18 protein-coding genes are annotated in these 24,063 nt (G+C 69.9%); 7 read left to right on the plus strand and 11 right to left on the minus strand.

The annotated features are described in order from the left end of the window. Positions 1-18: 18 nt before the first annotated feature. The 3 genes from BJY18_RS12220 (at position 19) to BJY18_RS12230 (ending at position 2,561) form a co-directional block, all read left to right on the plus strand. On the plus strand, positions 19-936 hold the full coding sequence (locus BJY18_RS12220; RefSeq protein ID WP_184780085.1) for a glutamate ABC transporter substrate-binding protein: 918 nt from the start codon (positions 19-21) through the stop codon (positions 934-936). An 84-nt stretch (positions 937-1,020) separates the two neighbouring features. Continuing rightward, entirely contained in the window at positions 1,021-1,668 is a 648-nt protein-coding gene (locus tag BJY18_RS12225) for an amino acid ABC transporter permease (protein ID WP_184780086.1), read from the plus strand. Beyond that, complete coding sequence (locus BJY18_RS12230; RefSeq protein ID WP_184780087.1) at positions 1,665-2,561, plus strand: amino acid ABC transporter permease; 897 nt, start codon at positions 1,665-1,667, stop codon at positions 2,559-2,561. The genes BJY18_RS12225 and BJY18_RS12230 overlap by 4 nt, the downstream gene beginning before the upstream one ends. Before the next feature lie 68 nt (positions 2,562-2,629). On the opposite strand, the gene BJY18_RS12235 is transcribed toward BJY18_RS12230, so the two are convergent. Further along, positions 2,630-3,739 carry a metal-dependent hydrolase family protein gene (locus BJY18_RS12235; protein ID WP_184780088.1) on the minus strand — a complete coding sequence of 370 codons (1,110 nt, stop codon included), beginning with the start codon at positions 3,737-3,739 and terminating at the stop codon, positions 2,630-2,632. A 175-nt stretch (positions 3,740-3,914) separates the two neighbouring features. On the opposite strand from BJY18_RS12235, the gene BJY18_RS12240 reads away from it, so the two are divergent. After that, positions 3,915-4,355, plus strand: a complete 441-nt coding sequence (locus BJY18_RS12240; RefSeq protein ID WP_246458851.1) for a hypothetical protein — start codon at positions 3,915-3,917, stop codon at positions 4,353-4,355. 200 nt (positions 4,356-4,555) lie between these two features. Here BJY18_RS12240 and BJY18_RS12245 read toward each other — a convergent pair whose 3' ends face one another. The 5 genes from BJY18_RS12245 to BJY18_RS12265 form a co-directional block, all read right to left on the minus strand. Continuing rightward, positions 4,556-5,209, minus strand: coding sequence for a hypothetical protein (locus BJY18_RS12245; RefSeq protein ID WP_221457695.1), 654 nt, complete (start codon positions 5,207-5,209; stop codon positions 4,556-4,558). Continuing rightward, entirely contained in the window at positions 5,206-5,958 is a 753-nt protein-coding gene (locus BJY18_RS12250; protein ID WP_184780090.1) for a succinate dehydrogenase/fumarate reductase iron-sulfur subunit, read from the minus strand. The genes BJY18_RS12245 and BJY18_RS12250 overlap by 4 nt, the downstream gene beginning before the upstream one ends. Then, the gene (locus BJY18_RS12255) at positions 5,955-7,874 is read right to left on the minus strand and encodes a fumarate reductase/succinate dehydrogenase flavoprotein subunit (protein WP_184780091.1); all 1,920 of its coding nucleotides are present in this window, start codon (positions 7,872-7,874) and stop codon (positions 5,955-5,957) included. Before BJY18_RS12255 ends, BJY18_RS12250 begins: the two co-directional genes overlap by 4 nt. 61 nt (positions 7,875-7,935) lie before the next feature. Then, complete coding sequence (gene sdhC, locus BJY18_RS12260; RefSeq protein ID WP_184780092.1) at positions 7,936-8,766, minus strand: succinate dehydrogenase subunit SdhC; 831 nt, start codon at positions 8,764-8,766, stop codon at positions 7,936-7,938. After that, positions 8,763-9,050 carry an Rv0250c family protein gene (locus BJY18_RS12265; protein WP_184780093.1) on the minus strand — a complete coding sequence of 96 codons (288 nt, stop codon included), beginning with the start codon at positions 9,048-9,050 and terminating at the stop codon, positions 8,763-8,765. The genes sdhC and BJY18_RS12265 overlap by 4 nt, the downstream gene beginning before the upstream one ends. A gap of 257 nt (positions 9,051-9,307) precedes the next feature. Here BJY18_RS12265 and edd point away from each other — a divergent pair, with 257 nt between their 5' ends. Together edd and eda are read left to right on the plus strand one after the other, a co-directional pair. After that, entirely contained in the window at positions 9,308-11,248 is a 1,941-nt protein-coding gene (edd, locus tag BJY18_RS12270; protein WP_184780094.1) for a phosphogluconate dehydratase, read from the plus strand. Next, positions 11,245-11,859, plus strand: a complete 615-nt coding sequence (eda, locus tag BJY18_RS12275; RefSeq protein ID WP_312873826.1) for a bifunctional 4-hydroxy-2-oxoglutarate aldolase/2-dehydro-3-deoxy-phosphogluconate aldolase — start codon at positions 11,245-11,247, stop codon at positions 11,857-11,859. The genes edd and eda overlap by 4 nt, the downstream gene beginning before the upstream one ends. An 835-nt stretch (positions 11,860-12,694) precedes the next feature. On the opposite strand, the gene BJY18_RS12280 is transcribed toward eda, so the two are convergent. The 4 genes from BJY18_RS12280 to BJY18_RS12295 all read right to left on the minus strand — a co-directional run bounded on the left by BJY18_RS12280 (position 12,695) and on the right by BJY18_RS12295 (position 17,051). Then, positions 12,695-13,207 carry a regulatory protein RecX gene (locus BJY18_RS12280; RefSeq protein WP_184784583.1) on the minus strand — a complete coding sequence of 171 codons (513 nt, stop codon included), beginning with the start codon at positions 13,205-13,207 and terminating at the stop codon, positions 12,695-12,697. 501 nt (positions 13,208-13,708) lie between these two features. Continuing rightward, positions 13,709-14,755 carry a recombinase RecA gene (gene recA, locus BJY18_RS12285; protein ID WP_184780095.1) on the minus strand — a complete coding sequence of 349 codons (1,047 nt, stop codon included), beginning with the start codon at positions 14,753-14,755 and terminating at the stop codon, positions 13,709-13,711. 252 nt (positions 14,756-15,007) lie between these two features. Then, positions 15,008-15,202: a DUF3046 domain-containing protein gene (locus BJY18_RS12290; protein ID WP_184780096.1), complete on the minus strand. Its 195-nt coding sequence runs from the start codon at positions 15,200-15,202 to the stop codon at positions 15,008-15,010. 34 nt (positions 15,203-15,236) lie between these two features. Then, positions 15,237-17,051, minus strand: a complete 1,815-nt coding sequence (locus BJY18_RS12295) for an Hsp70 family protein (RefSeq protein WP_184780097.1) — start codon at positions 17,049-17,051, stop codon at positions 15,237-15,239. Positions 17,052-17,221: 170 nt separating this feature from the next. Between BJY18_RS12295 and BJY18_RS12300 the strand changes: the two genes are divergently transcribed. Continuing rightward, positions 17,222-21,868, plus strand: coding sequence for an ATP-dependent helicase (locus BJY18_RS12300; protein ID WP_184780098.1), 4,647 nt, complete (start codon positions 17,222-17,224; stop codon positions 21,866-21,868). Positions 21,869-22,558: 690 nt separating this feature from the next. Here the strand turns inward: BJY18_RS12300 and BJY18_RS12305 are convergent. Continuing rightward, a complete protein-coding gene (locus tag BJY18_RS12305) occupies positions 22,559-23,815 on the minus strand; it encodes an IS256 family transposase (protein WP_184776778.1) in 1,257 nt (418 codons plus the stop codon). Positions 23,816-24,063: the final 248 nt, after the last annotated feature.

Below are 24,063 nucleotides of genomic sequence, written 5' to 3' on the forward strand. Positions count from 1 at the left end.
GACACAGGAGAGATTCACATGAGGATCCGCACCCTCGCGGTCGGACTGCTGGCCGGCGGTCTGCTGCTCACGGCCTGCGGCAAGGAAGGCACCCCGGCCGCGCCCGGCGGTGACCAGAGCGGCTCGGAGTCCGCCGCCGCGCTGCCGACCTACCCGGTCGCGCAGAACGTGGACGTGGCGGGTTCGCCGGTGTTCGCGAAGATGAAGGCGGCGCCGAAGATCGTCGTGGGCGCCAAGGACGACCAGCCAGGGCTGGGCCAGAAGGACCCGACGACCGGGCAGTACGCCGGGTTCGACATCGAGATTGCCAAGCTGATCGCGGCCGGACTGGGCTTCTCGCCGGACAAGATCGAGTACAAGGTCGTCGACTCCGGTGCTCGCGAGCAGGCGATCAAGAACGGCGACGTCAACTACATGGTCGGCACCTACACCATCAACGACCAGCGCAAGAAGCTCGTGTCCTTCGCCGGGCCGTACTACGAGGCCGGTCAGGACCTGCTGGTGCGCAAGGACGACGCCTCCATCACCGGCCCGCAGGCCTTGAAGGGCAAGAAGGTCTGCTCGATCACCGGGTCGACCCCGATCCAGCGGGTGCGCGAGCAGAACCTGACCGAGCCGGGCAACATCGTCGAGTTCCAGAAGTACTCGCAGTGCGTGGAGAAGCTGGCCACCAAGGACGTGGACGCGGTCACCACCGACGACGCGATCCTGCGCGGGTTCGCCAAGCAGGACCCGGACAGCTTCAAGGTCGTCGGCAAGCCGTTCTCCGAGGAGCCCTACGGCATCGGCCTCGACCTCAACGACAAGGCGCTGCGGTCGAAGATGGACGACATCCTGCAGAAGGCGCTGGACGACGGCACCTGGCAGAAGATCTACGACGCCACTCTCGGCACGCCCGGTTCCACCGTGGCGAAGCCGAAGATCCAGAAGTACTGACCTGAGGTCACGGCCGGTGGACGGGGTTCCCGTCCACCGGCCGCTCCACATCGATTTCCGTCCCACGGACGCGGGGAAGGCTCCATGGACGTCCTGCTCGACAATCTGGACCTGTTCGGTCCGTTCTTTCTGACCACGATCGAACTGTTCCTGATCGCCGGGGTCGCCAGCCTGGTGCTCGGCACGATCCTGGCCATGCTGCGGGTGAGCCCGGTACCGGCGCTGCGCGCGATCGGCACGGTCTACGTGACCCTGCTGCGCAACACACCGCTGACCCTGGTGTTCGCGTTCCTCGTGTTCGCCTATCCGCTGCTCGAGATCGTGAAGATCGACTACTTCCCGTCCGCCGCGGTGGCGCTGACCATCTACACCTCGGCGTTCATCTGTGAAGTGGTGCGCTCGGGCATCAACACGGTGCCGGTCGGCCAGGCCGAGGCGGCCCGCGCGCTGGGCCTGCACTTCGGCCAGGTACTCGGCCAGGTGGTGCTGCCGCAGGCACTGCGGTCGGTCGTGCCCCCGCTGATCAGCACGCTGATCGCGCTGCTGAAGAACACCACGATCGCGAGCGGGTTCTCGGTCGCCGAGGCCGGTGCGATCCGCCAGTACGTCTCCGAGCGTGGTGGGGACCAGATGGTCGCCCTGCTGTGGGTGGCGCTCGGGTTCATCATCCTCGTGCTGGTGCTTTCGCTGGTCCAGCGCAACCTGGAGAAGCGCTGGAGCGTGGCCCGATGAGTTCTGTCCTCTTCGACGCGCCGGGGCCGAAGTCCCGGATCCGGCACCGGATCTACGCGGTGGCCGGCATCGTCGTGGTGCTCGCGCTGATCGCGTTCGTGGTCTACCGCTTCGCCGACAGCGGCCAGTTCGCCGGGCGCAAGTGGGAATGGTTGCAGTACGCACAGGTACAGCGCGACCTCGGTGCCGCGGTGGTCGCCACGCTGGAGGCGTTCGCGCTCGGTGCGGTGTTCGCGATGGTCTTCGGCGCGATCTTCGCCGCCGGACGGCTCTCCGATCGGGCGTGGCTGCGCGGGATCTGCACGTTCGTGGTGGAGTTCTTCCGCGCGATCCCGTTGCTGATCCTGATGTTCGTGTTCTACTACGGGCTGCCGACGTTCGGCGTGCAGACCTCGCCGCTGTTCGCCGTGGTGCTCGGCCTGACGCTGTACAACGGCTCGGTGCTGGCGGAGGTCTTCCGTGCCGGCGTGCTGTCCCTGCCGAAGGGACAGAGCGAAGCCGCGTACGCGCTCGGCATGCGCAAGACGCAGGTGATGTTCACCGTCCTGCTGCCGCAGGCGATCCGCGCGATGCTGCCGTCGATCATCAGCCAGCTCGTGGTCCTGCTGAAGGACACCGCGCTCGGCTTCCTGGTCACCTACCCGGAGCTGTTGTACTACGCGCGCTACATCGGTACCCAGGGCGCGTTCGGCCGCCCGATCGTGCCGTCGACGCTCGTCGCGGCCGCGATCTACATCGTGCTCTGCCTGCTGCTCACCGCACTGGCGACGTACCTGGAGAAGCGCAACCGGCGCAACAAGAAGCACATCGAAACCACGGACAACCGCGCCGAGCAGATCGTGCAGGGCGCGGCCGCGGGTGGCGGTGCGGTCGGTGGCGCCGCCGGGACCTGACCGGAATCGGCTCGAACAAGGCCCCGGCGCGCTGAACCGCGCCGGGGCCTTGTTTCGTGCTCGCGTCGTCACCGCACCCGGCGTCCTGCCTGCCAGACCATCCGGATGCGGGAAGCGAAGTCCCGTACGTCGATTTCGGGGTCACGCAACAGAACGATGTCCGCCCGCAGCCCGGGCGCGATCCGTCCGCGGTCGGGCAGCCGAAGCAGCCGCGCTGCCTCGCTCGTGGCCGCTCGCAGCGCCCCGGACGCACCCAGTCCGGCCTCGGACAGCAACCGCAGCTCGGTCAGCAAGTCGACATGGGGACGGACCGCGAGGTCCGATCCTGCCGCGATCGGCACGCCCGCCTCGAGAGCCAACGCGAGCGAACGCCGGTGCGCTTCGCCGTACTCGGGCGCGATCGGTGCGAGCGTCGGCACGTACCAGCATCCGTTGCGGCGTAAGGCGGAAGCGGCTTCGTCATCGAGGAAGACACCGTGCTCGACACTGCGGACACCGGCGTGTGCCGCGGCAGCCGCCGCACTCGCCGTATGCGCGTGCGCCAGCACGGCACGGCCCGCACGGCGGGCCTCGTCGACGACTGCCTGCATCTCTTCCGCAGTCGGCTCGACGTTCCGCCGGTCGCGCAGGTGCGCCATCGCCCCGCTCGCGCCCAGCTTGATCCAGTCGGCACCGGCACGCACCATTCGCCGCACCGCCGCGCGTGCCTCGTCCGGCCCGTCGAATCCGGGCTCGGGCAACGACGGATCCCCGAAGCTGTCGGCCTGTCCGACGTCCGGGGCCCAGGAGTCACCCAGCCCACCGGTCGGCGACAGCTGCCGCAGGCTGATCAGCAATTCGGGTCCGGCGATCCAGCCCTCCCGCACAGCGTGCCGAATGCCCGCGTCGGCACCCCAGGCGTCGCGGACCGTCGTGATCCCCCGGTTCAGCAAGCCGACGAGGACCGGCACCGCTTCGAGTACGCGCGCGCTGCGTGGCAACGGCTCCCGTCGGGGAAACGCGACGTGCACATGGCAGTCGATCAAGCCGGGCACCAGCAGCCCACCCTCACCGTCGACCGCGTCCGGGCCGTCCACATCGGACCCGACGGCGGTGATCACCGCGCCGTCGACCCGCACGTTCGCGGGCTCCGCCACACCGGAATCGGGGTCGAGAACCCGCGCATTCGTCACCAGCACCCGCCAACCTTAACAAAGCATCAAGTAAACCCGAATCGATCTCACCAACGCACGTCGTCGCTGCTCAACGGCCTTTTTCCGCCCGCGCGTGCAAGATCGTCGAAGCACTGCAATACTCGAGCCAAGCCGTTGATCAAGAACGGCCACTGGGAAGACTGAGGGAAGAGTGATGTCCATGACGGGAATTCGTGCGCCCAAAAAAGGCCGGGTCACCTCGGTGCTCACCGCGTTCGCGGTGACCGCGCTGGCCACGGCGACATTCACGGCGGCTCCGGCCGCCGCGTCCGAGAACAGCGTGACGGCATTGTGCAAGAGCCGCACTTCGGGATTCCTGGGGAAATGGGGTCCCGTTTCGAAGGAATGTTCCTACACCAGCCCGGCCAGCGGCTGGAAGGGCAAACTGCGCATCACCTGGAACGTCCAGGCGAGCACCAACCAGACCGCCTGCGTGCAGGCCCGGATGGGCAAGGCGCGCAACCCGGACTCGTGGCAGTCGGTGGGCTGCGGGACGCTGGGCACGGGCACGGTCAAATGGCCGGCGAACACGGCGTCCAACCTGGAGGTGCGGGTGCAGTCGCGCAACAGCCCGGTGGCGAACGTGACTTACTCGATCTGATGACGCCGCATCGCCGGCGTTCGCCCATTCCGCGAATACCGGCGTGAATAGAGATGGGCCGTACACCGGAGGCAGGGAAATCGCCTCAGGTGCACGGCCCATTCGTCGCGACCGGTGGTCGTCTGCGAACCGCCGGCCCGTATTCGTCGCGGCCTGCCGTGACCATCTGCGGACCACCGGAACGCTGCGTATCGGTGTGGTCACCTCTTCTTCGGCGCACCCGGTTGTCCGCGCAGCTCCGCCTCGGCCAGCGCGATTGTTTCGTGCGCCAGCGTGGCCAGATCTGGTTCGCGGGCGACCGCCGCCCGGCACAGGCGGGTCACGTCGGCAACCCAGCGGCCGGTCGCGCCGTCCGCCTCGGCGATCCGGACGAACCCGCGGTCCACGAGGCCACCGGCGTCGTCGAACCGGCCCCGGGCGACCGCCTTGATCGTGCCCAAGGCGTTGGCCAGGGCACTCGCCGGGCGCGACCACTCGTGGTCGCCGGCGTGCTCACCTGGGTCACTCTCCCCCTTGGCCGGCGGGCCGGACACCTCGCGTACGGCGAGGTCGAGCCGCCAGAACAACGACACTTCCGCGAAGCGCACGAAAAGCAGCCGACGCCGAGCCGAGTGGAAGTAGTCCGGCGCAACGCGCACCGCGGCCACCGGCTGTACCTCGTCCAGCACCGCGCGGGCGCTCGTCACAGCGGTGGTGAGCCGGCCGTCCGGCACGACCCATTCCACGTCGATGTCGCTGTACTCGTCGGCGGTCCCGGCCCCGAGCGAGCCGATGAGGTCCGCCCGCGAGCCTGGGCACGCCGCGGCGAGTGCGGTCACGGTCGCGTGCGCCAGTGCGGCACGCGACCACGTCACCGGTCGCGCCGGAAAAGCTTGTTCCCGAGCCAGACGATCGGGTCGTACTTGCGGTCGGCCACCCGCTCCTTCATCGGAATGAGCGCGTTGTCGGTGATGTGGATTCCTTCGGGGCACACCTCGGTGCAGCATTTGGTGATGTTGCAGAGCCCGAGGCCGTGTTCGTCCTGCGCGTCGTCACGCCGGTCGGCGACGTCGAGCGGATGCATTTCCAGCTCCGCGATCCGCATCAGGTACCGGGGGCCGGCGAAGCTCTCCTTGTTCTCCTCGTGGTCACGCACCACGTGGCAGGTGTTCTGGCACAGGAAGCATTCGATGCACTTGCGGAACTCCTGCGAACGCTCCACGTCCACCTGCTGCATCCGGTACTCGCCCGGTTTCAGCCCCTCCGGCGGGGTGAACGACGGGATCTCGCGTGCCTTGGTGTAGTTGAAGGACACGTCGGTCACCAGGTCGCGGATCACCGGGAAGCTGCGCATCGGCGTCACCGTGACCACCTCGTCCTCGGTGAACGTGGACATCCGCGTCATGCACAGCAACCGGGGTTTGCCGTTGATCTCCGCTGAGCACGAACCGCATTTGCCCGCCTTGCAGTTCCAGCGCACCGCGAGATCGGAGGCCTGGGTGGCCTGCAGCCGGTGGATGATGTCGAGGACGACCTCACCCTCGTTCACCTCGACCCGGAAGTCCTGCAGTGCGCCGCCGGTCTCGTCGCCGCGCCAGACCCGGAAACTGGCCTGATAGCTCACGCGTTCCTCCCCGGGTGGTTGTCCAGTTCGGCATCGGTGAAGTACTTTCCGAGCTCGTCGAGCTCGAACAGCTCCAGCAGGTCGTCCCGTAGCCGCAGCTGCTCCTTCTCGACCACCTCGACCCCGGGGATCGCCGGATTCTCCCCGGCGACCGCCGAGCACACCAGGAGCTTGTGCCGCCAGTCGGCGTCCATGCTCGGATAGTCGTCGCGGGTGTGCCCGCCGCGGCTTTCCGTGCGCAGCAGCGCCGCACGGGCCACGCATTCACTGACCAGCAGCATGTTGCGCAGGTCGACGGCGAGGTGCCAGCCGGGGTTGAACTGCCGGTGCCCCTCCACCGTCACCCGCTTCATCCGTTCCCGGATCTCGCCGAGTTTGTCCAGCGCCTGCTGGATTTCCGGTGCCTTGCGGATGATGCCGACCAGATCGTTCATCGACTGCTGCAGTTCGGTGTGCAGCGAGTACGGGTTCTCCGCGGCGCCGTCGCCGGGCGGATCGAACGGTGCCAGCGCGGTCCGCGCCGCCGAGTCCACGTCGGACTCCCGGACCTCCGGCCGCCCGCCGTCCAGACCGTCCACATAGGATGCGGCGCCGAGTCCCGCGCGGCGGCCGAACACGAGCAGGTCGGACAGCGAGTTGCCGCCGAGCCGGTTGGAACCGTGCATCCCGCCGGAGCACTCACCCGCCGCGAACAGCCCCGGCACGCTCGCCGCGCCGGTGTCCGGGTCGACCTCCACCCCGCCCATCACGTAGTGGCAGGTCGGGCCGACCTCCATCGCCTCCTTGGTGATGTCGACGTCGGCGAGTTCCTTGAACTGGTGGTACATCGAGGGCAGCCGCCGCTGGATCTCCTCGGTGGGCAGCCTGCTGGCGATGTCGAGGAACACCCCGCCGTGCGGCGAACCCCGGCCCTCCTTGACCTCGGTGTTGATCGCACGGGCCACCTCGTCGCGGGGCAGCAGGTCCGGCGTGCGGCGGTTGTTGTCCGCGTCGGCGTACCAGCGGTCGGCCTCGTCCTCACTGTCGGCGTACTGCCCCTTGAACACGTCCGGCACGTACTCGAACATGAACCGCTTGTCCTCGGAGTTCTTCAGCACGCCGCCGTCGCCGCGCACCCCCTCGGTGACGAGGATGCCCTTCACGCTCGGCGGCCAGACCATCCCGGTGGGGTGGAACTGCACGAACTCCATGTTGATCAGCTTCGCTCCCGCACGCAGGGCCAGCGCGTGCCCGTCGCCGGTGTACTCCCACGAGTTGGAGGTGACCTTGAATGACTTGCCGATGCCGCCGGTCGCGAGCACCACCGCGGGCGCCTCGAACAGCACGAACCGCCCGCTCTCCCGCCAGTAGCCGAACGCGCCGGCCACCGCGCCGTCATCCAGCAGCAGCTCGGTCACCGTGCATTCGGCGAACACCCGGATCCGGGCCTCGTAGTCTCCGTACTCCGTGAAGTCCTCCTGTTGCAGCGAAACGATCTTCTGCTGCATGGTGCGGATCAGCTCGAGCCCGGTGCGGTCCCCGACGTGCGCCAGCCTCGGATAGGTGTGCCCGCCGAAGTTGCGCTGGCTGATCCGGCCGTCGGCGGTGCGGTCGAACAGCGCGCCGTAGGTCTCCAGCTCCCAGACGCGGTCCGGGGCCTCCTTGGCGTGCAGCTCGGCCATCCGCCAGTTGTTGAGGAACTTCCCGCCGCGCATGGTGTCGCGGAAGTGCACCTGCCAGTTGTCGTTCGAGTTCGCGTTGCCCATCGACGCCGCGCACCCGCCTTCGGCCATCACGGTGTGCGCCTTGCCGAACAGTGATTTGCACACCACCGCGACGCTCAGCCCGCGTTCGCGCGCCTCGATCACCGCGCGCAGACCGGCGCCGCCGGCACCGATCACCACCACGTCGTAGCTGTGCCGTTCGACCTCGGTCATGAAATGAGCCACCTCGGAGCTGGGACGCCGTTGTCTTGCCTGCGAAAGGAGGGTGCCGACGCTAGCCGACGAAACGCAGATCCGCGATCGCCCCGCTCGACACCAGCATCACGTAGAGGTCGGTCAGCACGAGCGTGCCGAGCGTGGTCCACGCGAGCGCCATGTGCCGGGTGTTGAGCTTCGTGATCTGCGTCCACATCCAGTACCGGACCGGATGTTTCGAGAAGTGCTTGAGCCGTCCCCCGGTGACGTGCCGGCAGGAGTGGCACGACAGCGTGTACGCCCAGAGCAGCACCACGTTGGCGACGATGATGATGTTGCCGAGACCGAAACCGAACCCGCTGGGGCTCTGGAACGAGACCACCGCGTCGTAGATGTTCACCAGCGACACCAGCACCGCGACGTAGAAGAAGTACCGGTGCACGTTCTGCACGATCAGCGGCAGCCGCGTCTCGCCGGTGTAGCGGGCGTGCGGTTCGGCGACCGCGCACGCCGGCGGCGAGAACCACACCGAGCGGTAGTACGCCTTGCGGTAGTAGTAGCAGGTGAGCCGGAACCCGAGCAGGAACGGCAGCACGAGCACGCCGAGCGGGAGCCAGCCGGGGAAATCCCCGAACCAGTGTCCGAAGTGGCTGGACCCTTCGACGCACGAAGTGGACACACACGGCGAGTAGAACGGCGTCAGGTAGTGGTAATCCGGCACCCAGTACGCGGTGCGCACGAACGCCCGGATCGTCGCGTAGACGATGAAGGCGGCGAGCCCGAGCACGGTGAGCAGGGGCTGCAGCCACCACCGGTCGGTACGCAGCGTCCGGTCGGCCAGCAGCGCCCGCCCCGGGGAGCGGACGCCGGTACCTGCCCGGCTGACGTCGTTGTCAGCGGGCGCGCTCACCGCTGGTCGCGCTTGTAGCCGCCGACACCTTCGTCGTCGGCGCCGCTCCACAGCGCCGGGTCGTAAGGCGTGTCCGGCACGGGGACGCGGTCCATGGGTTTCGCCTGCGCGGGCACCGCCTGCGGGTGCCCGTCGAGTTCGGCGGTGTCGATGTCGAGCCGTTCGACGTCGTTGGCCAGCCGGCGGACTGCCGAAGCGTCGCCGTACCGGGAGCGCAGGGCGCCCACACACTGCCGCAACTGGCCGATGGTGCGCCGTAGTTCGGCGAGTTCTGTGGTGGACATCGAAAGCCTCCCTGATCGGTGGGCCGTCAGTGCGGGATGACGATCACCTCGTCACATACGACTCTGCCTGGCATTGTGCGATGTGACAAGTAGCACATTGACCAGGTCGGACGTGACGCGGCTCACTCGTAGGGGTTTTCTGAATCGATTTTGTCTCGGAGGCCCGCCGGGTTACCGTGGTCACCGTCACGTTCCTGCGACGCCAGCGCCGCCGTCCCGCGAACCCCACCACACCACTTGTGAGCCGGGAGCCGGACATGAGCAGCAGCCCGAATCCGCCCACCGCGGTCCACCCGATCGTCGCCGAAGTCACCGCCCGCATCGCCGAGCGCAGTGCGGAGACCCGCTCGGCTTACCTCGTCCGTAGCGCGGCCGCCCACGAGGAAGGTCCGGCCCGCCGCGGCCTCGCGTGCAGCAATCTCGCGCACGGCTTCGCCGCCATGGAAGGCGTGGACAAGCAAGCGCTGCGGGAGTCGCGCGCGCCCGGCGTGGCCATCGTGTCCTCGTACAACGATCTGCTCTCCGCGCACCAGCCGATGCGGGATTACCCGTTGTGGCTGAAGAAATCGGTGCGCGCGGCCGGCGGTGTCGCGCAGTTCGCCGGTGGGGTGCCCGCGATGTGCGACGGAATCACGCAGGGCCGCCCGGGAATGGAGCTGTCGCTGTTCAGCCGCGAGGTGATCGCGATGGCCACGGCGATCGCGCTGTCGCACGACCTGTTCGACGCGGCCCTGTTGCTGGGTGTGTGCGACAAGATCGTGCCGGGGCTGCTGATCGGTGCCCTGTCGTTCGGGCACCTGCCGGCTGTCCTCGTTCCGGCCGGGCCGATGAATTCGGGCCTGCCGAACAAGGAGAAGGCGGCGGTGCGGCAGCGGTACGCGGAGGGCCGCGCGACGCGGGAGGAGCTGCTCGACGCCGAGGCGGCCTCGTACCACTCGGCCGGCACCTGCACGTTCTACGGCACCGCCAACTCCAACCAGATGGTGGTGGAGGTGATGGGCCTGCACATGCCGGGGTCGAGCTTCGTGCAACCGGGCACGCCGCTGCGGCAGGCGCTCACCGAGGAGGCAGGCCGGCGCGTGGTCGCGTTGTCCCGCGGCGAGCAGTACACGCCGGTTTCGCGGGTGCTGGACGAAAAAGCCTTCGTCAACGGCATCATCGCGCTGCTGGCCACCGGTGGGTCGACGAACCACACGATGCACTTGGTCGCGGTGGCCGCGGCCGCGGGCATCCAGCTGACCTGGGACGACTTCTCGGACCTGTCGGCCGTGGTGCCGCTGCTGGCGCGGGTGTACCCGAACGGCAGCGCGGACATCAACCACTTCCACGCCGCCGGCGGCATCCAGTTCCTGGTGGGCACGCTGCTGGACGCGGGGCTGTTGCACGAGGACGTGCACACGGTCGCCGGTTTCGGCCTGCGGCACTACACACAGGAACCGATCCTGTCCGACGGTGAGCTGGTGTGGCGGGAAGTGCCGGCCCGCAGTCTCGACGAGGAGGTGTTGCGCCCGGCGTCGCGGCCGTTCGCGCCGGACGGCGGGCTGCGGATGGTGGCGGGAAATCTGGGCCGCGCGGTCACGAAGGTGTCGGCGGTCGCGCCGGAGCACCGCGTCGTGGAGGCCCCGGCCCGGGTGTTCACCTCGCAGGAGTCGTTCACGGCCGCGTTCCGTGCCGGGGAGCTGGACCGGGACGTGGTCGTGGTGCTGCGGCAGCAGGGCCCGCAGGCCAACGGGATGCCGGAGCTGCACGGCCTGACTCCGGCGCTGGGGGTGCTGATGGATCGCGGCTTCCGCGTCGCGCTGCTCACCGACGGCCGGATGTCCGGCGCTTCGGGCAAGGTCCCGGCGGCGATCCAGGTGACGCCGGAGGCAGCGGTGGGCGGTCCGATCGCCCGGATCGCCGACGGTGACGTGATCCGCTTCGACGCCCGCAGCGGCACCCTCGACGCACTGGTCGCCGGCGAAGAGCTGACCCGCCGCGATCTGATCGACGCTCCCCCGTCGGAGTCGGCGTGGAGCGGCACCGGGCGGGAGCTGTTCGGCGCGCTGCGCCGCGCGGTGGGCCCGGCCGACCAGGGCGCAAGCGTTTTCGGCGCGCTCACTCCGGAGCTCGCCCTCGCCCGCGGCGTCCCGGCGTTCGGGCAGGGGACAATGGCGGTGCCCTCGTACGCGCACTACACCCAGGAGGTCGGTCAGTGACGGATCTGCTCACCCTTTCGCCCGTCATGCCCGTCGTGGTGATCGACGATGCCGACGACGCGGTGCCGACCGCCCGCGCGCTGCTCGCCGGCGGCGTCGGCGTGATCGAGCTGACGCTGCGTACGCCGGCCGCGCTGGCCGCGATCGAGCGCGTGGCCGTCGAGGTCCCGGACATCGTCGTCGGCGCCGGCACGGTGACGTCGGAGGAGCAGGCGAAACTGGCCGCTTCCGCGGGCGCGCAGTTCCTGGTGACCCCGGGCTGCACGGATGCCCTGCTGGACGCCGCCTTCGCGACCGGGCTGCCGTTCCTCCCCGGTGCGAGCACTGTGTCGGAGGCGCTGCGCCTGGCCGAACGGGGACTGACGGCGCTGAAGTTCTTCCCCGCCGAAGCGAGCGGGGGCACTGCGTTCCTGAAGTCGATCGCCGGCCCTCTGCCGGACCTGCGCTTCTGCCCGACCGGCGGCGTCACCCCGGATTCGGCGCGGTCCTACCTGGCGCTGCCCAACGTCGGCTGCGTCGGAGGTTCCTGGCTGACCCCGGAAAAGCTCCTGTCCACCAAGGACTTCGACGAGGTACGCAACCTCGCCGCGGAGGCCGCCACGCTACGGTGAGCCGCCCGCGGCCACCCCCGCGGTGCCCGCCCGCTCCGACGATCAGTCGCGGGCGGGCCGCATCTGCGCCCCGACGCAGATGACCGCAAGCAGCGGTGCTTGGCACAGCGGGGCCGGTAGCGGCCGGATAGCTCGGGCGTCAGCACCTGCCGCAGCGCCACGCTCCCCTCCGCGCTCGCGTGGGGGTGCGGTGCCTGCGTGTCAGGTGTGGCTTCGTCCCGGGCCCCTTCCGGACTGGCTCCACGCTTGGTTCTGGCTCACGCTGCCCGCACGTTCTCCCGGGCTGGCTCACCGTTGCCTTTCACACGAGCTGCCCCACGCTGGATACTTCCGGACCGGCCCCACGCCTGGCTCAGGCGCAAGCTGCCTCCGCTTCCCGAGCTGACTCCCTTACCTCCCACGCGAGCTGCCCTACACTGGCCTCTTCCGGACTGGCTCACCCTCGCCTCTCACGCAAGCTGCCTCCGCCCTTTCCGGACTGGCTCACCCTCGCCTCTCACACGAGCTGCCCACGCCTGACTTCCGCGCAGCCTGCCCTCACGAACCGAGTCGCCTTTGCATGCCGCTTCACGACCGGCGTCCCACGGACTGGCGCCTACGACCGCGCGTCGCGCAGGCTGGCTCGGATCGCGAGGCGCACACCGGCCTGGCTCTCGCGCCGGGCGGCGAACACCACCAGGTTCGCGTGCGCGCCGCGCACGAAGCAATCTTTCGCACACGACGGGCGGATTTCCCCGAGCCGTTCCCACCACCGCCTGGGCTTTCCCGCGATCGCCTGCGAAATCCCGCGTTCCCGCGAGCCCTGCCTCTCACGCGACGGACTGGACGGGTGCGGTCAGTCGAGGGCCGCGTCGTCGAGGAGGGCGGATTCTGCGCCGTAGGTGCGGAGTTCGTCGCGGATGACGGTGTAGGCGAGGCCCTGCGGGTAACCCTTGCGCGCGAGAAAGCCCAGCAGCCGGCGGATCGCGGTCTGCTCGTCGACGTTGCCGAGCGAGCGGAGGCGCTTGCGTACGAGTTCCCGCGCCCGTTCCTCCTCGGATTCCCGGTCGACTTCCCCTGCGGCCTGGTTCGCGATCTCCTCGTCGACGCCTTTGCGCCGCAGTTCCGCGACGAGCGCGGTGCGGGAGAGCCCTTGGTTGGCATGCCGGTTGCGGACCCACGTTTCGGCGAACGCGGCGTCGTCGACGAGGCCCGCACGGTCCAGCTTGCCGAGCAAGGTTTCCACGGTTTCGCTGTCGAACCCCTTGCGCTGCAACGTCTGCCGCAGCTCGTCGGCAGTCCGCGGCCGCGCGGCAAGAAGGTCGAAGCAGATTTCCTTGGCCTTCTTCGCCCGCTCGTCCGGAGCCATTTCCGCCGGCTCGACCTTCGGCGCCCTCGCCACGACCGCACTCCCACTCCGGTACCGCCGATCGGCAGCACCCTCATCACGACCCCGGCACACTCACCACGCCAGAGTCACCGCAACCACGCACTTACCCCGGACCGTGACACCCGCGTCCCTCGGCAGCCACACCAAGCCACGACACCGAAGTCGCCACACAGTGACACGAAGGCCCTCACCACGCCACAACTGCCGCTCACAAGCCGCAACCGGCAACGCGACTCCATACCGACGTCTAAGCGTCGAACCACGACACGGTGCGACTACGGGGACATCAGGGCAAGACCGACTCTCCGTTCCCGCGGCAGGAAACGCCCGACGCCGACCCTGACCTCGCGCGCCACCACGCCACCACGCCACCGACCAGGATCACCCATGTCGCCCCTGGTCGGCACGAGGCCGGGAAACGATCGGCAATCCCGGTCCGGCGGCGGTGCCGGCGGGGAACTCGGCGTGGTCAGCCGCCGGTCAGAAGTCGACCGGAGCCGGCACTGCTTCGACCGCGTCGGCGTCGAGCTGCGGGCCGATGCCGAGCTTCTCCTTGATGCGCTTCTCGACCTCGTTGGCGATGTCCGGGTTGTCCCGCAGGAAGCGTCGGGCGTTCTCCTTGCCCTGGCCGAGCTGGTCGCCCTCGTAGGTGTACCAGGCGCCCGACTTGCGCAGGATGCCCTGGTCGACCCCCATATCGATGAGCGAGCCCTCGCGGGACACCCCCTGGCCGTAGAGGATGTCGAACTCGGCCTGCTTGAACGGCGGGGCCACCTTGTTCTTGACGACCTTGACCCGGGTGCGGTTGCCGACCGCCTCGCCACCGTCCTTGAGGGTCTCGATCCGGCGCACGTCGAGCCGGACCGAGGCGTAGAACTTCAGCGCCTTGCCACCGGTGGTGGTCTCCGGCGAGCCGAACATCACGCCGACCTTCTCACGCAGCTGGTTGATGAAGATCGCGGTGGTGCCGGAGTTGGACAGCGCACCGGTGATCTTCCGCAGCGCCTGGCTCATCAGGCGGGCCTGCAGGCCCACGTGCGAATCGCCCATCTCGCCCTCGATCTCCGCCCGCGGCACGAGCGCCGCGACGGAGTCGATGACCAGGATGTCGAGCGCGCCGGAGCGGATCAGCATGTCGGCGATCTCCAGCGCCTGCTCACCGGTGTCCGGCTGCGAGACGAGCAGCGCGTCGGTGTCGACGCCGAGCGCCTTCGCGTACTCCGGGTCGAGCGCGTGCTCCGCATCGATGAACGCGGCGATCCCGCCGCCCCGCTGCGCGTTGGCCACCGCGTGCAGGGCGACCGTGGTCTTACCCGAGGACTCCGGGCCGTAGACCTCGATGACCCGGCCACGCGGCAGCCCGCCGATGCCGAGCGCGACGTCGAGAGCGATCGCGCCGGTGGGGATCACCGCGATGGGCGGGCGGGTGTCCTCGCCGAGGCGCATCACCGAGCCCTTGCCGTACTGCTTGTCGATCTGCGCAAGGGCGAGCTCGAGCGCCTTGTCCTTGTCGGGTGCTGCTGGCATGGAAGTCCACCTCGCTGGTTGGGGCCTGTGTCTTGTTCGGTTGTCCAGATCAAGCTCGTCCGGGGTCAAGCTCTGTTCCGGTCCGACGTTACGGGGAGGGACCGACAATTCCAGGCGCGGCGACCGATCTGTGGATCGCTGGCCCCGTTGTGGACAACACCATAGACGAACAGGTGTTCGAGGCCGGCACCGACACGCCCGCCCCGGGCTTTTTTCGCCCGCCGGACGGTCGCCACCGGGCAAAGGCACAGGTCAGCGCCGCTCCGGCGGGATCTCGAAGGCCACGCAGACCTCGCGCCAGATCTCCTTGGCCGGGACCCCCGCCGCCAGCGCCTGCTCGACCGTCCGGCCGCCGAGCCCGCTGAGCACGTGGTCCTGGGAAAGAACGTCGGCGCGGGCGGCCCCGAACTCGTCGGTCATCAGCCGCCGGAACACCGTGATACGCATCGGCCGAATGTTAACTCCCGCTCCGGCGCCGGACTCACTCCCCCGGCTGCACGTTCTGCTCGAAGTAGTCGGCCAGCGCGCTCGGCGTGGTCGCCTGACCACCGGAATTCACCTGGTAGATGAACCCGACGAGCGGCCGGTCCCGCACGGTGAACACGAGCACCGAGGACGTCCGCCCGGCCGCCGAAGCGTAGTGCCCCTGCAGGTCGTTGCCCTTCCAGTCCGCCTCGACGCGGTCCCCGGCCGCGGAACTGAGCAACCCGTCGGTGTAAGCCTTCAGCTCCTCCGCCGACTGTCCTTGGATATAGGTCACCTGAGTGCCCGCGCGGCCCGGCGCGGCACACGTCACGGCTGTTCCGAGCTTGTTCGCCGGCGCCGCGGGACCGTTGCCCGTGCCGGCCTGACAGCCGCCCGAATCGGCGACCTTCCCGGCCAGCTGGCGCATACAGCCGGTCAGGCCGGACGAGTCGGTCCGACCCGGCGTACGGCACTCGTCAGCTGTGTACGTGTCCACCGACGACCTCGTGGTGAGGAACACCGTGAGCCCTGCGGCCAGCAGCACCACCACCGCCGCGGCAATGCCGATCCACAGCTTCGTACGGCTCTTCTTCTCCGGCACAGCAGGCGAGTACGCCGGAAAGTTGGACGGCGCCGGCCCCGAGGGGAACGCAGGAGCGGGAGGCGCGTACGCGGGATAGTTGCCGGGCGGAGAGCCCACAGCCGGCGCGTGCCCACCCGAAGCGACTTGCCCCTCGACGTTCTGCGTACGCATCGACAGCCCGTCACGCGCCACGTGATGCGCACCCAGCGCGACAGCAGTCTCCGGCTGGTCGAGGCTCGCGGGTACGACGCCGAGCTTTTCCGTGATCATCGATCCGACCAACGGCAGCCGGCTCGACCCACCGACGAGGTAGATGCCCGCGAGACGGTCCTGCGTCAGCCCGGCCGAACGCAGCGTCCGCGACAGCAGCTCCACGCTCCGCAGCATCGCCGGACGCACCAAACCCTCGAGTTCGCCGCGCGTGACGAGTACGTCCTTGAACGGCTCCGGCATCGGCACCTCAGTCTGCGGATGCCGGGACAGCGCTTCCTTCGCGGCCTTCACGTCTTCCTGCAGCGCGCGCCGCGTACGGCGGTCCGCAGTGGACTCGGGGCGGAGAAGCCGTTGCCAACGCTGCGGGTCCGAATGCGACACCTCCCGCCCGACGTGCACCATCAGCGCCTGGTCCACATCGAGGCCGCCGAGGTCCGGCAGCCCGTCTTCGGCGAGCACGGTGTACCCGTTCTGGTTCGCGCCCACGACAGCGACGTCGAAGGTGCCGGCGCCGAGGTCGTACACCGCGAGAGCCTGCCCCGGAGCGAGCGCGCGTCCGGGGTAGGACGCGAAGTGCGCGGCAGCCGCGACGGGCTCGGGGACGAGAACGAGGTTCCCGCGGATCCCGGAAAGCCGCGCCGCCGACAGCAGTACGTTGCGACGCACCGGACCCCACTGCGCGGGGTGGGTGAGCCGCACCTCCTCGGGCTGCTCACCACCGAGCTGGCGCGTGGTCTCGTCCAGCACCCGGCGCAGGATCGCGGCGAGCGCCTCGTTGACGGGAATGACGTCGGTGCCGAGCAGCAACGTCTGCTCGTCGATCCGGCGTTTCGGGTTGGGCTCGAACCGCGTCGGATCGAGCCGTGCGCGGCGCTCGGCGTCGCGGCCGACCATGAGCGTGCCCTCTTCGCCGGCGTAAACGGCGGACGACATGGTGGCCGATCCGTCCACCTCCACGACGCGCGGCGGCCTGCCGTGCGCCGACAGGACGGCGACGGTGTTGGACGTCCCGAGGTCCACCGACAGGATCCGCACAGTACTTCCCCTCGACGTGCCAGTGCTGGCGGTGATGCTGCCACGAGCCCGGTCACCGTGCGTGCGGACCCGGAAAACGGGTCGCCGGCGACCTCGGGTCACCCACACGAGGGTTGTTCGACCGGGGTGCCCCGGCCGCGGATCGGAAACTGTCGGAGGTGCCGCGCATCATGGACGACGTGGCACAAGACGTCCTCGATCTCTTCTCCCCGGCGACCCGTACCTGGTTCGCCGGAGCCTTCGCCGCCCCGACCGCGGCGCAGGAAGGGGCCTGGCGGGCCGCGCACGCCGGGCAGCATGCCCTGGTCGTGGCGCCCACCGGGTCCGGCAAGACGCTGTCCGCGTTCCTCTGGGCGCTCGACCGGCTGTCCTCGGAACCACCGCCATCCCGTCCTCGTGAGCGGTGCCGGATCCTCTACGTGTCGCCGCTGAAGGCGCTGGCGGTGGACGTGCAGCGCAATCTGCGTGCGCCGCTGACCGGGATTTCCCAGGCCGCCCGCCGGCTCGGGCTGCCGGCGCCGGAGATCGAGGTCGGCATGCGCACCGGCGACACGACCGCGGCCGAGCGCCGCTCGTTCGGCAAGACCCCACCGGACGTGCTGGTGACCACCCCGGAGTCGCTGTTTCTCATCCTCACCTCGTCGGCACGCGAATCGCTGGCCGGGGTCGAGACGGTCATCGTCGACGAGGTGCACGCGGTCGCCGGCGGCAAGCGCGGGGCACACCTCGCGCTGTCGCTGGAGCGGCTCGACGAGCTGCTGCCCCGGCCCGCGCAGCGGATCGGCCTGTCCGCCACGGTGCGCCCGGTCGACGAGGTCAGCGCGTTCCTCGCGGGCGGGCGCCCGGTCACCGTGGTGCAGCCGAAGCTCGCGAAGACGATCCAGGTACGCGTAGAGGTGCCGGTCGAGGACATGGCCAACCTCGACGGACCGGCGCCGTCGCCGATGGAGCGGCTCGAGGACCTCACCTCGCTGTCGCAGCTGCCGTCCGAGGGCGGCTCCCCGGACGAGGATTCCGGCGCGGCGGCGCGGCGGCCGTCGATCTGGCCGGCCGTGGAGGAACGGGTGCTGGAGCTGATCCGGGCACACCGTTCCACCATCGTGTTCGGCAATTCGCGGCGGCTCACCGAACGGCTCACCGCGCGGCTCAACGAGCTGGCCGCGGAGCAGACCGAGCTGCCCGACGGCGGCAGTTTCCCGGCCGAGGCGATCGGGCAGTCCGGGCTCACCACGGGCGCGGCGCCGGTGATCGCGCGGGCGCACCACGGGTCGATGTCGCGGGAGCAGCGCACCCACGTCGAGGAGGAGCTGAAGTCCGGGCGGCTGCCGTGCGTGGTGGCCACCTCCTCGCTCGAGCTGGGCATCGACATGGGTGCGGTGGATCTCGTCGTGCAGATCGAGGCGCCTCCCACGGTCGCGTCCGGGCTGCAGCGCGTCGGCCGGGCCGGGCACCAGGTCGGCGCCGTGTCCTCCGGCGTCATGTTCCCGAAGTTCCGCGGCGACCTGGTGTCCTGCGCGGTGGTCGCGGAGCGGATGGCTACCGGGGCGATCGAGGCGGTGCGCTACCCGCGCAATCCGCTGGACGTGCTGGCCCAGCACGTGGTCTCGATGGTGGCGCTGGAGCCGTGGACGGTGCCGGATCTCGCGGCTCTGGTGCGGCGGGCGGCGCCGTTCACCGCGCTGCCGGACGACGCGCTGCACGCGGTGCTCGACATGCTCGCCGGCCGGTACCCGAGCGAGGAGTTCGGCGAACTGCGCGCGCGGATCACCTGGGACCGGGTCGCCGGCGAGCTGCACGGCCGGCCGGGGTCGCAGCGGCTGGCGGTCACGTCCGGCGGCACGATCCCCGACCGGGGACTGTTCACGGTGATGACCCCGGGCGAGGAAGGCAAGCCCGGCTCCCGCGTCGGCGAGTTCGACGAGGAGATGGTCTACGAATCGCGGGTCGGCGACACGATCCTGCTCGGCACGTCTTCGTGGCGCATCACCGACATCACGCACGACCGAGTGCTCGTCGTGCCGGCACCGGGGCAGCCGGCCCGGATGCCGTTCTGGAAGGGCGACGCGGCGGGCCGTCCGCTGGAGCTGGGCCGCGCGCTGGGCGCGTTCGTGCGTGAGCTGTCCACTTCGGACACCGCGGCGGCACGCGACCGGGCCGCCGCGGCCGGACTCGACCAGCGGGCGTGCGACAACCTGCTGGCGTATCTGGAGGAACAGAAGTCGGCGACCCGGCACGTGCCGAACGACCGCACGCTTCTGCTGGAGCGCTACCGCGACGAGCTGGGTGACTGGCGGATCGTGCTGCACTCGCCGTTCGGTGCGCAGGTCAACGCGCCGTGGGCGCTGGCGATCGCCGCCCGGCTGCGGGAACACCGCGGGGTCGATGCCCAGGTGGCGCACTCCGACGACGGCATCGTGCTGCGGCTGCCGGACGCGCTCGACGCCGACGGCGGCGAGGTCACCATCGGTTCCGACGACGTGCTGCTCGACCCGGAGGAGGTCGAGCAGCTGATCGTCGCGGAGGTCAGCAGCTCGGCCGTGTTCGCGGCCCGGTTCCGGGAATGCGCGGCCCGTTCGCTGCTGCTGCCTCGCCGGGACCCGGGGCGGCGCACGCCGTTGTGGCAACAGCGGCAGCGGGCCTCGCAGCTGCTGTCGGTGGCGGCCAAGTACGAACGGTTCCCGGTCATCCTGGAGGCCATGCGCGAGGTTCTGCAGGACGTCTACGACGTGGGCGGTCTGCGGGAGCTGATGGGCGACGTCCGGGCGCGCAGAGTGCGGCTGGTCGAGGTCGAGACGCCGGGCGCGTCGCCGTTCGCGCGGAGCCTGCTGTTCGGCTACGTCGGCATGTTCCTGTACGAGACGGACGCGCCGCTGGCCGAGCGGCGGGCGGCCGCGTTGTCGCTGGACTCGGCGTTGCTCGCCGAACTGCTCGGCACGGAGGCGATCCGCGAGCTGCTCGATCCGGAAGCGCTGGCCGAGGTCGAGCGGTCACTGCAACGGCTCGATCCGGAGCGGCACGCCCGGTCCGCGGAGGACGCGGCGGACCTGCTGCGGTTCCTCGGCGACCTGTCCACTGCGGAGGCTTCGGAGCGCGGGATCCAACCGGAGTGGCTCACCGAACTCGTCGCGGCGAGGCGGGCGATCCAGGTGCGCATCGGCGGCGCAGAGCGGTACCTGGCGATCGAGGACGCCGGGCGGGTACGCGATGCGCTGGGCGTCGCGCTGCCGGTGGGCGTACCGGAAGCGTTCACCGAACCGGTCGCGGATCCGCTGGGCGACCTGGTCTCCCGGTACGCGCGCGCCCGCGGCCCGTTCACCGCGGCGGCCGCGGCCACACGGTTCGGGCTGGGCACCGCCGTGGTCGCCGGCGTGCTCGACCGGTTGACCGGGGAGGGCAGGCTGGTGCGGGGCGAGCTGAGCCCGATCGGTCATCCGGACACCCACGGGGTGGGCCTCGAATACTGTGATGCCGCGGTGCTGCGCCGGCTGCGGCGGGCATCGCTGGCACGGTTGCGGGCCGAGGTCGAACCCGTGGAACCCGCGGCACTAGGCCGGTTTCTGCCCGCCTGGCACGGGATCGGCGCACGAGTGCGGTCCGCGCCGACCGCCGATGACGTCCTGGCGGTGGTCGAGCAGCTGGCCGGCGCACCGTTGCCGGCCAGTGCCGTCGAGTCCCTGATCCTGCCGAGCCGGTTGCCGGGGTACTCGCCGGCGCTGCTCGACGAACTCACCACGGCCGGTGAGGTCACGTGGGCGGGCTGCGGCGCGCTCGCCGGCGGTGACGGCTGGCTGGCGCTGGCGCCGTCCGACGTCGCGGACCTGCTGCTGCCCGAGGTGGAGGAGAACCTGCCGGAAAGTCCCCTGCACGAGGCGATCGTCACGACGCTGGAAGGCGGAGCGTTGTTCTTCAGGCAGCTCGTGGACCGCATCACGCCCGCGCTGGAGGCCCCTCCGAACGACGGCGACGTCGTGGCGGCGCTGTGGGATCTGGTGTGGGCCGGTGTGGTCACGGGCGACACCTTCGCGCCGCTGCGGGCGCAGGTGGCCGGCCGCGGCGCGCACAAACCCCGCCGGGCCGCACCACGCGGCCGTTACGCGCGAATGCGCGCGAGCCGTCCCGCCATGCCCTCGCGCACCGGTCCGCCCACCGCGGCCGGCCGATGGGCACTCACGCCGCCCCGGGAAGCCGAACCGACGCGTCGCGCCCACGCCCGCACCGAGGCGTTCCTCGAACGGCACGGTGTACTCACCCGCGGCGCTCTCGACACCGAACGGGTCACCGGCGGTTTCTCCGGTATCTACAAAGTGTTGCGGGGTATGGAGGACACCGGGCAGGTCGTACGCGGGTACGTGGTCGAAGGTCTCGGTGCGGCCCAGTTCGCCGCCAAGGGCGCCGTCGACCGGCTGCGCGCGCTGTCCGGACCGCCGACCTCCACCGACCGCGGACGCGACGGCGCGGTGGTCCTCGCGGCGGCCGATCCGGCACAGCCGTACGGCGCGGCATTGCAGTGGCCTGCCGCAACCGGCGACACGAAACACCGTCCCGCCCGCAAAGCCGGCGCACTGGCAGTCCTGGTGGACGGAGTACCGGCCCTCTACGTCGAACGCGGCGGCCGCTCCCTGCTGAGCTTCACCGAGGAACGAACACCCTTGCAAGCCGCCGCGGCCGCCCTGTCCACCGCCGTCCGAGAGGGGTGGCTGGGCCAGCTGGCAGTCCAACGCGCCGACGGCGAACACGCCCTGACCTCGGAACTGGCCGAAATCCTCCAGGAAGCCGGCTTTCGGGCAACCCCGAAAGGACTCCGCTTGCGCGCATGAACCCACCGGCGACCGCCTGACCGCCTTCCGCCGTCGGCAGCTACCTGGCCGCTCTCCGCCGTTGGCGGCCAGCCCACCGCTCTCCGCCACCGGCAGCCACCCGACCGCCCTCCGCCACCTGGCCGAACTCCACCGTTGGTGGCCAGCCCACCGCCCTCCGCCACCGGCAGCCATCCGACCGCTCTCCGCCGTCAGTGGCCCGGCGGGCAGCCCTCCGCGGCGGCCTGTCGGAATCAGCGGCATTCGCCAGCCACCGGTGGCCAGGCGGCGGCATCCAGCAGCACCCTCCCGCAGCCGCTTGCGATCAGCGACATTCGCCGACCACCGACAGCGGCGACTTTGCCAACCTCGACGGACGGCGGTGTCAGACGCCGACTGACTCCACCCGGCACCTGACCACAACCACGTACAGACGACGGCCGGTAACCGTCAGCGATGCCGGCGTCGGTTGACCTCAGTCCGATGCAATCTCCGGCAACCACCCACGAGCAGCAGCAAACGATGACCGTCAGCGGCACTTGACGACAGTTGGCAACCGGCTGACGCTACTGGAAGGCAGGCGAGTGCGGTTGGTGGCTGCTGGCGCCAACCACCCGAGGTCGGATGCGATCGGTTGTCATCCCCGACAGTCGGGTCACGTCCGGCGGAGTGGTGTATGAGATCGACTCCGCGTGATCTTGGTTCGGGATTCTAGGCGGTTATTGCCTCGGTTGTCATGAGTGCCTCGCTGCCGGTCGGTGCGGCTTCGGTGGTGACGATGCGGATGCGTGAGCGGGCCAGTAGATCGAGGCCCATGTAGCGGCGGTTCTCGGTCCACTCATCACTCTGTTCGGCCAGGACGGCGCCGACGAGGCGGATCAGGGAGTCGCGGCCGGGGAAGATCCCGACCACGTCGGTGCGACGGCGGATCTCCTTGTTCAGTCGCTCTTGAGGGTTGTTCGACCAGATCTGGCGCCAGACCTCGCGCGGATATGCGGTGAACGCCAGCAGCTCATCGCGGGCGTTGTCGAGGTGCTCGGCTGCGTCGGGCCAGCGCGCGGTGAGAGTGTCGACCACGCGTCCGTACTGGGCTGTGACGGCGTCGGCGTCGGGCTGGTCGAAGATCGTGCGCACCTGCGTAGCGACATGCGGCTGCGCCGACTTCGGAACACGGGAGAGCAGGTTACGCAGGTAGTGGGTGCGACACCGCTGCCACGCCGCACCCGGCAACGCCGAGGCGATCGCCGCCACCAAGCCGGGATGGGCGTCGGAGATGACGAGCTGGACCCCGGACAGGCCGCGGGCGACCAGACCGCGCAGGAACGCCAACCAGCCCGCTCCGTCCTCGCTGGAGGCCACATCCAGGCCGAGGATCTCGCGGTGCCCGTCGGCGTTCACCCCGGTCGCGAGCAGCGCGTGCACGTTGACCACCCGGCCGTCTTCGCGGACCTTCACCGTGAGCGCGTCGACCCACACGAACGTGTACGGGCCCTGGTCGAGCGGGCGCTCGCGGAACGCGGCGACCTGCCCGTCGAGGTGCGTGGCCATCTCGCTGACCTGCGAACGCGACAGCGACTTCACCCCGAGTTGTTCGGCCAGCTTCTCCACCCGCCGGGTGGAGACACCGAGTAGGTAGGCCGTGGCCACGACGGTGACCAGGGCCTGCTCGGCGCGGCGGCGGTGGGTCAGCAGCCAGTCCGGGAAATAGGAGCCCTGGCGCAGCTTCGGCACCGCCAACTCGATCGTGCCCGCTCGGGTGTCCCACTCCCGGGCCCGGTAGCCGTTGCGCTGGTTCGTCCGCTCGCTGCTGCGCTCGCCATAGCCGGCCCCGCACTGCTGATCGGCCTGCGACGACATCAACGCGTTCGCCATCGTCGCGATCATCGTCTGCAACAGATCCGGCGACACACCCGCCGAGGCGAGCTCCTCGACAAGCTGGGCAGGGTCCACACTGTGTGGTGCGGCCATCGTGGTGGTCCTTCCTGGAGTTCCTTGGTCGGTACTCGAGAAAGATCACGCGGTGGCCGTCTCACGTCACGACGCCACGCCGCTCACCAGCGACGAACCCGTACACCACCTCCGCGGACGTAACCGACAGTCGGCGCACTTACACTCGGGCCGGACGGCCGGGCTTCTCGACTGGTACACAGCAGCTGGACACCAGACCGGCCGGTACACACCTCACGCCTGCAGGATGCCCTGCCACCAGCCGCAAG

This window comes from Amycolatopsis jiangsuensis (assembly GCF_014204865.1).
GTDB classification, from domain to species: Bacteria; Actinomycetota; Actinomycetes; order Mycobacteriales; family Pseudonocardiaceae; genus Amycolatopsis; species Amycolatopsis jiangsuensis.